The following is a 12,753-nucleotide window of genomic DNA, read 5'->3' as shown; positions in this document are numbered from 1 at the left end:
AATTAAAGGATGACACGCTGTATATACCAAGATACAGCGTAAAATGAAAGAATTAGATGTTAGAAACTGGTTATATATCAATAAATATAGCCATTAAAAAGAAACAGAAAATGAAGATGAAGATGAAGATAGATAAACTTATATACTCTAAATAATTCAAGTCACAGCTAGGCGACAAGTGAATGAGTCGCTAGGAGCATACACAAGTATGTGACTAGTGCGAATGAACGCCGTCAACAACGCTGTGGCTTGAAGTATGACGAGTACGAGTAGATAAAAAACAGCCCTCTACAAAATAAAGGGCTGTTCTAAATCAGGGAGGGAGAAATTATGATTTTTTGTCTGCTTTTGGCTGACTTGGTGAAATCAAGTTAAACACTTCACCTAAACCATAAATGATGCCCATAATCAGTACCATTACAACAGGTACCATCAAGAGAGCAAACCCTAAACTTTTCAACAATTCAAGCATGATAACCTCTTTATCATGGTATATTCGGAAAGCCAGAGTTGGCATTTCTTCACGAATGACGAATAATAACGCTATAGATGTATATATTCTAGAGAATTATCGCTTTGTGTCGGCACAAAAAATGCGATAAACACACAAAAAAAGAAGAAGCCTATCATTATGCAAGCAGAAATATTATTAACTCTTAAACTTCAAGATAAGCTCTTTGCCGATCCTCGTCGCGTTGCATTGTTAAAACAGATCAAGGCGACGGGTTCAATTAGCCAAGGGGCAAAAATGGCGGGCATTAGTTATAAAAGTGCTTGGGATGCCATTAATGAAATGAATCAACTCGCAGACGAACTTCTTGTTGATAGAGCAACAGGCGGTAAAGGTGGCGGTGGTGCAACTCTCACACATTATTGTGAGCGCTTACTTCAACTTTACGATCTGCTCGGTCAAATTCAGCAAAAAGCCTTTGATGTATTGAAAGATGATTCACTCCCTCTGGATAGTCTTTTAGCGGCTATTTCTCGTTTTTCACTACAAACCAGCGCTAGAAACCAATTTTTTGGTACGATTATTGAGCGTGATAACCTACAAGTTCAACAACATGTTAATGTGCAACTTGCAGATAGAAAAACAACTATTCGTGCTGCTTTGACAGAGAAAAGCGCTGATCGCCTAGGGCTTAAAAAAGGTAAAGAAGTACTGATTTTAATTAAGGCACCTTGGGTCAATATTGAAAAAGGAACTTCTTTAACACAGCAATATGATAATGCGCTTTCAGGCACACTCACTCAAATTGAGACCGGAAGTGAAAACAGCGAATTAGTGGTGACATTAGAAGGTGGACAAGAAGTTTGTGCCACATGTTCTAATCAGCACGTTAAAGAGCAAAAACTGCATATTAATGATAGCGTAACCGCTTTATTTAATGCTGATCAGGTGATTGTCGCAACACTGTGTTAATCATTAATATGATTGCTTTTAAATAAAAGATAAAACCATCACTTAGTTATTATTTTAACAATAATATTAAGTGATGGTTTTTAATTGATAAAATTATAAAAAGTTACCTTACACTTGGTTGATATAAGATGATTTTAATATCCATTTAAACTTTCCGACTAATACAACGCGTAAACGCCTCTTTTATTGAGGCACCTAAAACCTCATCACTACAATTGCTTTTTAACGTAATAATTGCACTATCAGGTATTCCCTCGCCGACCCAATGATCCATACGTAAATGGTTTTGAGGACTAATAGTAATTTCATCATCTGTAAGCTCTAAGCTACATCGATTCATATTATTAAAAAGTGCTGTTTTATTTTTATAATCATACTCTTTAATTATTTTTTTTATCCAGTCTTGATAAGGTTTTTTATCATTATACATTTGATTAAACTTATCTGAACTTCCTTTAATTTGTTCACTTTTAATCAGAGCGAGTTTTGCATAACAACCTAATTCTTCATCAAGAATATCATTAGGTAAAACTTTATAGCCTTTTTTTAGATCCATTATATAGATAGAATGACCAGAAAAAGTTAATAAAATATAATGAGCGTCATTATAATAAACACTTGCTCTTAATTTATTATTTTTTAATTTAAAAATTAATTATTCCTCAATAATCGTAATATTAACTTTTATATTTTTTGAAGATGCATTTTTGATAGAGTCATTAATAGCATCCCATTGTTCTTTAGTGGTTTTTTCTGGAACTCCTAATTCTAATGTTTTTAATTTTACATCTTTTTTAGAAATTTCTGTAATTCCACGCCCATCGCCACTATATTTATCCATAGTTGAAATATATGTATTTAATGTATTTTCTATTGATTGTGGATTTTTAAGTCTTGAGGCTGTTTGGGTATTTAATATCTTTACACTAATATATTCACCTGTATTAGCATCATAATGAGAGGATCATCCCAAAAAACCACCACTGCAACGCCCCATACAACTTAGAAAACCATATAGTTGTTCTGTTACGTTAATACGATATAAACGTTCAATTTTTTTATCTCATCATCAGAATACCCCTTTATTTTATGAATATTGATAGGAAGCTCTGAATAGACAGAATGTAAATAATTTATTAATTGATAATTATTCATATAATGAAAAATCACCTTACTCATAATTATCATAAGATTATTTTATTTAGCATCCATTTAAACTTTTCGACTAATACAACGTGTAAATGCTTCTTTTATTGAGGCACCTAAAACCTCATCATTACAATTGCTTTTTAACGTAATAATTGCGTTGTTAGGTATGCTTTTACCAATCCAATTATCCAATCGTAAGTGATCATAAGGAATAATAGATATGATACCATCAGTCACATTTACACTACATAAGTTCATATTTTTGAATAGTGTCGTTTTATTTTTATAATCATACTCTTTAATTATTTTCTTTATCCATTCAGAATATGATTTTTCATCATTACGCATTTCATGATATTCAGATGAATTAGCATCTAATATTTCGCTTTGGATTAATGCATTTCTTGTAAAAAAACCCAAATCAGCATCAAGTGGATCTTTGGATAAAACCTTATAACCTTTTTTTTAAAATCCATCAAATAAATACCACTTTTTGAAAGGGTTATTATAATATAATAATCATTGTTAAAATAGACATTTGCTCTTGAATTATTTTTTTTTGATATAGACACTATTTACTCCTCAACTATTGTAATATTAATCTTAATATTTTTTGAAGATGCATTTTTGATAGAATTATTTATTGCATCCCATTGTTCTTTGGTTGTTCTTGCAGGAACACCTAGTTATAGAGTTTTTGATTTAACATAACTTGGTAAAATCTCAGCACTTTCCTTTCTTTCTCCAGAATATTTATCAATTTAAGTATTTTTAAATAAAAACCACCACCTAATTATTATTTTTAAAATAATATTAAGTAATGGTTTTGGATTGATTAATATTTCTATTAAAGATTATTATCTAATTTATTTATTTTGAATACATGCGAGTAAAATAATCACTAACTTTATTGTTATCGAGCAATCTATCTTTGGTAAAATCAATACTATCAGAGACTACAATATATTTTCTTAACTCTTCAGGAATATCTTCTATCGTTGCATAAATAGTTGGAACAATAAAACGAAAACAGTTACCTATTTTGGTAAATTTACCGCAACAAGTAGTTTTAACCTTAATTTTTTATCCTTTATTTTTTTTGAATATAAATCTAATGATGATATATTGATATCTTTAAATTCACCATTAAATCTAGATAATTCAAACTCAACAATAGAATCTTTATTAACTAATAATGTATACAGATCATAATCTTCTTCTAAAACATGCTCCAAACAATATACACTTATTATATTAGAGAATCTATTTTTTAAAAGACAATTAATTTTTTCATTTTTTAGAATAGAACCTTCATTTTTAATTAACCTATCCTTAATAATCATTTCTTTTCTAGAACCAATTAATTTCATTTTAGTCTTCCTGGCGTTACCGTTACTAAATTACCTAAATTATCCGTTAAAATTGTTATGATATTCGTTGAGTTTTTAGTAAATTTATCAATACCAATATATTTATCTAATATAATAACTCTTTCATACAATTTTTCATCTTTACTATTGATGATTCTACTAATTTTTATTTTTGAAATATCATTACTTTGAAGTATTAGCTTTAAATCTACTTGACTTATAGTGAATTGGCTAGCATTTTTATCTGAAAAATGCCGATGAATCACATGTACCCAACCACGCTTTAAGTTACCATTATCAATATTAATCCTAGATTGAACAATAGGATATTCTAATTCATTTTTAGAAACTACTGTTTTGGCTCCATTAGATACTTTATATCCATTCGTAGTTACTCCTGAATATGTTATAAGTTCCCCGTTGTTGATTATTTCAATAACTTTTTTATTTGCTGCTATTAATAATTTTTCTTGTTCTACTATCGGTTTTATAGCAGTAATATTTAATTTGCCTGACGTTATTAAAGACTTTGAGCTATTAGCTAACATGCTCGAAAAAGCTTTAGCACTTTCTTCTGAACTTGCTAACACCTTATAACCACTGCCAAAAGTGACGCCTGCTATTGCTGCTTCTGGAGCCGATATCCCTGCAATATTAATACCTAGCTGATTAGTACAATAAACCCAGTTAGCTTTACAGGTATTAAATGCAACTTGAGCAATAGTGATAAGTTCAGGTGTTGCTGCAATGACAGTATGACCAGCAATAAAACTTGCACTTCCTCCTAAGCCAAAAGCGATTGCAACCATTCCTGCATTTTGTCGATTTACAACTCTTTCTGCTGCTGCAACATCTCCCTTCGAAGCTGCGATCATATCTTTATTATTTTCTAAGGCTAAATTAGAAAACATATGCTCACTGTAATTATGCCGATAAACCAACTCAGCAGAATTAGCCGCAGAAAATACGCCCTCAGGCTTACGAGTCACAATAGCGCCTGTCAGTGCACCAATTAATTTAGTGAGCTGTGTTTTTCCTTCATTGCCCTGTAGTGCCTCTTGAATTAATGCAACTTGTCTGTCAGTTTCATTTAAATAACTAGGCTCAAATAATTTACTTTGTAGTGATATCGCCGCTATTTCTGCCGCTAAGGCACCCGCGACAGCTCCTGTAACACTACCTCCTGCAATTTCTGCACTAATACCTGCCACGATGGAATGACTTAACACCTTTCCCGCATGTCCTAATACAGCACCGTTATCACCAATTAGGTTGGCACCTTCTGCATGGAACTGACTGCCAATATTGCTTAATAGTGCAGTTTTAAAATTATCAATAAAACTACCGCCTTGAATGGCAGTGCCCAGGGTTGAACTGACGACTGAGTGTGAGGCAACACGCTGTGCAACTTGATTCCATGTTGCGTTATCAGTAAGCAATAACTTACCTGTTGAGGGTAAGGTTCCTCCTTGGATTGCCTGATCCCAACCCATAAATTGGTCAAGACCTTGCAATGCCCCTGCAACCACCATACTTGTAACGACAGACTTGACAGTGTCGCTACGACCGAGTGATTCAATAGTTTTATAAATACTGCCTTTGTTCTCAGCTAAAGAGACTGTAGCTTGAGATACTAAAGAGGCAAAACCCGCTTGTGCCGCAACCGATGCCGTCGAAGCCACACTGGCTGATGCACCTGCCGCAATGGTGGCTTCACTTGCCATTCCACCAATGGTTGCCGCCGTTGCAGTACCGTAAGTTGCAACCCCTACCGCGATAGCAATGACCGCACCGACAACAGGATTTAATTGCTGAGTTTTATCATCCCAATTGGAATAAGTGTCTTTAACTAAATTCCAATTAATATTTTCTTGATGTTGGAGATCTTTAAGCCAAACATATTCTGGTGTATTACTTAAAACAGTTAATGCTTGTTCTAGTGATTCTTTTTTCTTAGCTTTAATATCCGCAGATATACCTTTTGGGGCATCAATTGTGAGCATTCCACCAATATAAAGTTCAGGTAATACCCATATTCCTTTGGTATATCCCTGATCACGCTGAGTAATATAAATATCTTTTGAATTGGTAATAACTTGTTTAAAGGCCGTGTTTTTTACTGCTTTAAAATTAACTTTTCCTGTTTTACTGGTTAACTTGGCATTTTTTGCTGTATCAATTTTAGTAGCTTCTAAAGTGATATCATCTTTAGCAAATAAATTAATATCGCCATTAGCGATAAACTCGGTAACTTTATTATTTGTATTATGACGTTTTTTCGTGTATTTCTTTTTGGTAATACATAAAGTCCATCGATTACATTTTTTATTCTCTTCTTCGTAATAACTCGATTCTTCCATCGCTTGTGCGTAAAGAAATCCACCTTTAGCTGCAATATCTATCTTTTTATTGGCAGTCAAATTTGATGCCTGAAATAAAATACTGCCTTCAGATAATAGAGTTAAATTATTGCCACTATTAATTTCAGTACTGACTTGTTTGTGAAGTTCTTCTAACTTAGAGCCCGACTCTTTACGAAAATGTGTTTTTACCGATCCCAATTGAATATTACCACCACTGGATATCGTAATGTCACCATCTGATTTGAGTGAGCTTCCTTCTGTTATTAACGCACCTGATGACGCAATAGAAATGCCTTTATTTCCTGTAATAGCCGCTGTGCTATACTGAATATCTTGAGAATCTTCGTGGGGATCTTTGATAGCAGAATAAGCGTTTGCACCCAGCTTTATATTTCTACCGGCTAATACAATGACTTTATCTTTTGAATTTAATATGGTTGAAGTTAAATCAATATCACGAGCGGCGTTTAAAATAAGGTTATTGTCTGAAAATAATTTAGATTGTAATTGAGGATAATGAATATCACTAAAGAAAGGATCGGCATCTTTTATTGATTTAGAGGAAAGAAAAATATCCTGTCCGGCATTAAAGGTTATGGCTTTATTACTATTATATTTTATTCCTTGACTAATAATATCTTTACCGGAAGTGAATGTAATATCACCTCGCATTTTCCAGCTTTCCGTTTTTGATAATGCAGGTTCTTGAGTATATAAATGGAAATAAGGTAATATCTTAAAAAATTCTGATTCATTCCTCTGAATTTTTATATCACCAGATGAAATTAAATTGAAAAAATTGGCATTATTAACCTCAATATTATTAAAAGTAATATTTCCTCCCGACTGAAATAAGATAGAATTAGGAACATTAATAATAGGGGGAGTTAAAATATTATTTTCATTAAATGCAGAAATAGGGTTTAATGTATAATCAATGTTTCCATTTTTGGCAAGAACAACACTATCTTTTGCTGTTAAATCTACTTGATTAAGTTCTATATTTTTATTTGAAATTAAACTTAATGAATGTTCAGATGAGAGTTGCGCATCTTTTATTGTAATATCATCATTAGAAATAATAGATAGATCATTATTTGATTTTATATTTGAAGATACGTTAATAGAACTAGAATTAATTAATATATTATCAGCTAAAATTTCATAACCAGATGGAATTTTATTGATCAATCTTTTTGTTGGTGAATATTTAGATGGTGGCTTCGTTTCTATATTAATACTATCTTTAAAATCTAAAATTAAATTACCCTTTGATGATATTGTTAACGAATTATTTCTATTAGGTAACCAAGAATAAAATTTATTAACTAATTCAAACTTCAATGGTTCTCTTACATAAAGGATATCGTAATTATCTTCATCATCCTCCTCATCTGCATATACCCCTAAATGATCATATGCAGTCTTATACTTGTACCATAAATTTAATTCTCCAGATCCTAAATTTGAAATTACAGCATTACTTCCTGTTAAAATAGTATTTTTATTACTCCGTATCACTCCTAATTTATTAACCAATTCATTAGCTTTAATATAAATGTTTTTTCCTGAATCTATATATCCTATAGAATTACTATACTTATATTTATACCTTTCAGTATTAATAACGTCCGTACTTGTTAAATCTAGATACCCAAACCATTTTTTATATGGAAAATTCTCTAATTCGGGATAATAGGTGTTTATAGAAACAACACCTTGACTATTTCCCCAATATGATGCGACAAAACTTCTTTTAGCGGTAGAGTTTGCTTCAATACTTGAAATAATGGGTAAATCACTTAAAGATGTATTAACCAACTTCTTTGTCCGAATAATCAAATCACCCTTTTCTGTTTTTATCGTGGCGGATTGATTTTCAATTAAACTACTGGGATCACCCTGCGCATTTCTCTGTATCCATAAATTATCTTTCGCTTGAATAAGTGCCTTTTCATTTTTATTAGTGAGTTTATCTGAGATAACTTCACTATGATTAATCAGCGTATTAGTTGCTAAAGTAATATCTCTTTTTGCTTTTAACTTTGTATTACTATTAATTTGTAGTTCTTTACTACTAACATTAATATCTTGATCAGATTGAATATTGCCATTAAAGGTAATTTTTCCATCAACGGTTAAATTCACACTGTTTTGATTTGTTTTAATATTACTTAAATTAACACCAACACCTTTTTCTGTACTGACTAGACGTATTTGATTGGCATACATTCCACCTAGCACTTTCGTATCAATAGATAGCGTAGGTTTAACGCCTTCACCATTAATGCTATTTACTGTACCTTTATCAAAATCGATACGGTTATTTCCTTGCATTAAAGAAAGGGTTTTAGCGTTAATTTTTCCATTTAATTCAATACTACGGCTGATAATGTCGGCATAATCCTGAGTTTGGAGATCTATACCTTGCGTACCAATAACAACACCACCTTTTTTCACTTCTATTGCCGAATAAGCACCTTGAGGGTTAAAAAGAGGTTTTCCTGTTGTGAGCGTAATTGCTGGGGTATTTATAAACGAACAGCCATCACACGTAATGCCATTTGGATTAGCAATAACAACTTTCGCTTGTTCTCCTGCAACTTCCAGTTTTCCTTGTAATTGTGAGCGTCCATTTCCCACTACTTCATTAATAATTAAATGAGCAGCACTACCTTTTAAATGGGTATTTGCATTCACTTGTTTGGCTAATTGTGTGTTAACAGAAGTTGTCGCATTATTAAGTACAACACCTTGCTTGCTAACATTGAACGAATGAAACTTATTATGAGAAATACCAAGATTATTAGGTGTTGAAATATTAATAATAGGAACAGTATTTTGTTGATTAACTTTAATCGTTTTATCGGATGGCGTAATTGCTAAACTCCAAGCTGGATGTAATGGATAAATAGCAATGACATAAGCGATGATATAACTTATTAAACGTTGTTTCCAAGAAATATCCTTTTCACACATAAAAACTCCTAACATTTAAATAGCAAGAGAAATGGACCAATAAAAAGACCAGCAATCTGGCTTTAATGATCTGGGATAAAACATAGGTTTATTAATTAATATCTGAGAAGAAAAAGTGGAATGATAGAAAGAAGCACCTATTGCACTTCCAATTATTTTATTCTTTTCTGTTTCATATTGATCTGAATGGGCGACACCATAATCAAGTGCAAAAATAAAATTCCACTTACTTAAAAATGAAGTTATTGGTGATATATTTATTTCATTGCGCCAATAAAACCCACTATTAGCATTAAAATTTATTTCTTTATATCCACGAACAGCTTTTATTCCATCTATTACTATTTTTTCCGAACCATAAAGATTATCAGGCGTATATTGACTATGAAATGAAGTGAGATAGGAAAACTGATCAGTCAATAAATATTGATAGCTTAAATTTAAACTTAATTTTCGATATTGACTACGAGGTGAATTATCAGCAATATAATCAGGTGTCGCACCAAAAAGAGAGATCCCAAACTCAGCAGTTGGATTAATGATTAAATATCCATTATGTAAACTTAAAGTATATTCAGGGCTGAATGATAAAGAAGTCAATGTGGGACTATTTATTAATAATTTTTGTTGTGCTAACTGTGTTTTTGCTTTCTTATGCTTTAACGTTCCCTTTAGTGTTATTCGTTGTTTATTATCTCGATAAACTAGACGACTAATATCAAATTGCTGATCTCTATTTTTGTTTTTATAAATATATTTGTGATTATTTTGGAAGGAATAAGATGAACTACTATCAGATAACTGGTATTGATAAAACCAATAGCCATAAGGGATATTCACACTTGCAGTATAAGCACGAGAATAGTGAGCATGAGGGAAATCTGTATTTGTTTTTAGTGAAAAAATCCACTGTTCACCCAAGCCAAATAAAGAATCTATTGTTGTCGTGTTAGTAAGTAAGATCTTTCCTGTTGTTTCTGTTCCTGAATTATCAATTGTTAATCGATTCTTTAAAGGGAGTTTTTTAGCTTTTCGATTAATAGTTACAGATGAATATCCCACACTATCGCTTGGTTGAATATCCAAGGCATATTGCGCTGTTGTTAACCGATTAAGCTGTTCTAATCCATGTTCTAAATCTCGTAGATTTAAAACTTTCCCCTTTGAGGAAGGAAAAATAATATCAATTAATCTAGATGAAATACCATTGATAGAAATATTTTTTATTCTGCCTTCAATAATCCTTATTACTAACTTATTATTAGAGAGATCTTGCTCTGGAATAATAGCTTGTGAAGTAACATAACCTTTTTCAATATAATTATTAGTAATTGATTTAGCGACCTCTTGCATATCATTTAATGTTAGACATTGTTGTAGATACGGTGAAATCACTTTAGATATATTTCTATAATCTAATGGAGTACTTCCTGTAAGATCAACTTTATCAATAAGAAAGCAATTACTGTTTACATTTTCATTATTCAAAGAAAAACTATTCTTACTAATGAGTAAAAATATAAAACAAAATAAGTTTATGTTTTTAAATTTATGCATATATAAATCATCCTTAAAGAGATATTTATATATTTACATAAGAAACGCATTTTAAAGGTTATCATTAAATAGTAGGTGTATAAGGCTTTTAGAAAAAGTTCTTTCAGCAAATATTGACAAGTTTCTATTAACCCTATATTGCTAGATACTTAACTTGCACTTAGCTTACATTAAAAAAATAAGGCTAATAATAATGAAATACTTACAACTCAACAAAACACAATTCCGCTTAAGCGATAAACTCTGTTTACAAATTGACAATTTAGCCATAAATGAAGGTGAAAGTTGGGCATTTGTAGGCAGTAATGGAAGTGGCAAAACCGCCTTAGCAAATGCATTATGCCAAGAAGGTATTTTGCTCTCTGGTGAGTTTATCAATACATTTTCTCGCCCGATTAGTCTCTCTTTTGAAAAACTACAAAAAATGATTGAAGAAGAGTGGCGTCGTAATAACACAGATTTATTAAGTGAAGGTGAAGAAGACACTGGCTTAACCGTAGCTCAAGTTATCCAAATGCAGGTAAAAGATGATGACAGATGCTTTTTATTAGCCAAACAATTTGGTGTTGAATACTTGCTATCAAGACGATTTAAATATCTTTCTACTGGTGAATCTCGAAAAATATTGCTTATTCAACTCTTAATGAATAAACCTGATTTAATTATTTTAGATGAGCCTTTTGATGGGTTAGATGTGGATTCTCGCCATGCTTTAAATGAATTGTTAACACTATTACATCAACAAAATCTAACTATCGTACTAATTCTAAATCGTTTTAACGATATTCCTGATTTTATTCAGTATGCAGGTCTACTGATTAATTGTGAATTGGTAGCCAACGGCAAGAAAGAACAAGTTTTATCTGACTCAGTAATAGGCCAATTATCTCACAGTGAAACGCTAGAAAATCTCACATTACCTGAACAAGATTCGCCTGATGCCATTCCTCAACTATCGCCGACTCTTTCTCCTATTGTGCTAAACGATGGTGTAGTGAGCTATAACGACAAACCTGTTCTTCACCATTTAAACTGGGAGGTAAAACCTCAGCAACATTGGCAGATTTTAGGCCCTAATGGTGCAGGGAAATCGACATTATTAAGTTTAATTACGGGTGATCACCCTCAAGGCTATAGCAATGACTTAACGCTATTTGGCCGTAAAAGAGGAAGTGGTGAAACAATATGGGAAATTAAACGCCATATTGGTTATGTCAGTAATGCCTTACATCAGAGTTACCGTGTTTCTTCAACGGTAAAAAATGTCATTATTTCAGGTTTTCATGACTCTATAGGCATTTATCAAGCAATTACAGATAAACAGTTTAAACTCGCTGATGAATGGTTAGCGTTAATTGGTTTAACCGCACATGCTAATCATCCATTCCATTCCTTGTCGTGGGGTCAACAACGCTTAGTTTTAATTGTTAGAGCATTAGTTAAGCACCCTACTTTGCTCATTCTCGATGAACCACTGCAAGGATTAGACACAACAAACCGACTCTTAGTACAGCGTTTTATTGATATCATGATAAGCCACAGTAATACGCAACTTTTGTTTGTAAGCCACCATCAAGAAGATGCGCCATTATGTATTACTCATCGATTGACTTTTATTAAAGAAGGCGAAATTTATCGTTACCAGCAAGAAATTTGTTAAATGTTGATTTTTACTGCCATAATCAGGGCAATGATTTTATAAATTAACGCTAAACTTAGGTCTGAATTTTTATTTAAATCGACATTTTCTTGCTTGTTATTTAAACAATAATAAATAAAGGAACTGTCGTTTTTATGGACGTCATTTTCGTCTATTTTTTATACAAAACGGATATTTTGTTTTTTTACACCGATCCAGCTAGATTAATAGCTTGAACGATTAAGCAAAAGGTGTGACAACTGCGCAATAATT

At 32.0% G+C, this 12,753-nt stretch carries 8 protein-coding genes and 2 pseudogenes; 2 read left to right on the top strand and 8 right to left on the bottom strand.

Going from position 1 to position 12,753, the window contains the following annotated elements; genetic code table 11:
• Window positions 1-328: 328 nt before the first annotated feature.
• Entirely contained in the window at window positions 329-472 is a 144-nt protein-coding gene (locus tag NBG71_RS00640; RefSeq protein WP_071788544.1) for an AcrZ family multidrug efflux pump-associated protein, read from the bottom strand.
• Window positions 473-631: 159 nt separating this feature from the next.
• On the opposite strand from NBG71_RS00640, the gene modE reads away from it, so the two are divergent.
• Complete coding sequence (modE, locus tag NBG71_RS00635) at window positions 632-1,423, top strand: molybdenum-dependent transcriptional regulator (protein ID WP_075672736.1); 792 nt, start codon at window positions 632-634, stop codon at window positions 1,421-1,423.
• Window positions 1,424-1,568: 145 nt separating this feature from the next.
• Here modE and NBG71_RS00630 read toward each other — a convergent pair whose 3' ends face one another.
• From NBG71_RS00630 to NBG71_RS00605, 7 genes and pseudogenes are all read right to left on the bottom strand, one after another.
• Window positions 1,569-2,075: a contact-dependent growth inhibition system immunity protein gene (locus NBG71_RS00630; RefSeq protein ID WP_156733117.1), complete on the bottom strand. Its 507-nt coding sequence runs from the start codon at window positions 2,073-2,075 to the stop codon at window positions 1,569-1,571.
• Window positions 2,076-2,078: 3 nt separating this feature from the next.
• A pseudogene (locus NBG71_RS18820) lies at window positions 2,079-2,372 on the bottom strand (endonuclease toxin domain-containing protein); the annotation flags it as partial.
• Window positions 2,373-2,635: 263 nt separating this feature from the next.
• Window positions 2,636-2,992 carry a contact-dependent growth inhibition system immunity protein gene (locus NBG71_RS00620; protein WP_238795175.1) on the bottom strand — a complete coding sequence of 119 codons (357 nt, stop codon included), beginning with the start codon at window positions 2,990-2,992 and terminating at the stop codon, window positions 2,636-2,638.
• A gap of 155 nt (window positions 2,993-3,147) precedes the next feature.
• Window positions 3,148-3,246, bottom strand: a pseudogene (locus NBG71_RS18815) (hypothetical protein); the annotation flags it as partial.
• Between the two features lie 363 nt (window positions 3,247-3,609).
• On the bottom strand, window positions 3,610-3,942 hold the full coding sequence (locus NBG71_RS00615; RefSeq protein WP_069369151.1) for a hypothetical protein: 333 nt from the start codon (window positions 3,940-3,942) through the stop codon (window positions 3,610-3,612).
• Window positions 3,939-9,284 carry a DUF637 domain-containing protein gene (locus tag NBG71_RS00610; protein ID WP_250916450.1) on the bottom strand — a complete coding sequence of 1,782 codons (5,346 nt, stop codon included), beginning with the start codon at window positions 9,282-9,284 and terminating at the stop codon, window positions 3,939-3,941. The genes NBG71_RS00615 and NBG71_RS00610 overlap by 4 nt, the downstream gene beginning before the upstream one ends.
• A 15-nt stretch (window positions 9,285-9,299) precedes the next feature.
• Window positions 9,300-10,841, bottom strand: a complete 1,542-nt coding sequence (locus tag NBG71_RS00605; protein ID WP_196576133.1) for a ShlB/FhaC/HecB family hemolysin secretion/activation protein — start codon at window positions 10,839-10,841, stop codon at window positions 9,300-9,302.
• A gap of 193 nt (window positions 10,842-11,034) precedes the next feature.
• Here NBG71_RS00605 and modF point away from each other — a divergent pair, with 193 nt between their 5' ends.
• The gene (gene modF, locus NBG71_RS00600; protein ID WP_099659817.1) at window positions 11,035-12,501 is read left to right on the top strand and encodes a molybdate ABC transporter ATP-binding protein ModF; all 1,467 of its coding nucleotides are present in this window, start codon (window positions 11,035-11,037) and stop codon (window positions 12,499-12,501) included.
• Window positions 12,502-12,753 lie beyond the last annotated feature (252 nt).

The sequence above is a fragment of the Proteus sp. FZP2095 genome (genome assembly GCF_023701425.1).
Lineage (GTDB): Bacteria > Pseudomonadota > Gammaproteobacteria > Enterobacterales > Enterobacteriaceae > Proteus > Proteus cibarius.
Note: the sequence above shows the minus strand (reverse complement) of the source record. Positions and strands in the feature narration are given on the sequence as shown.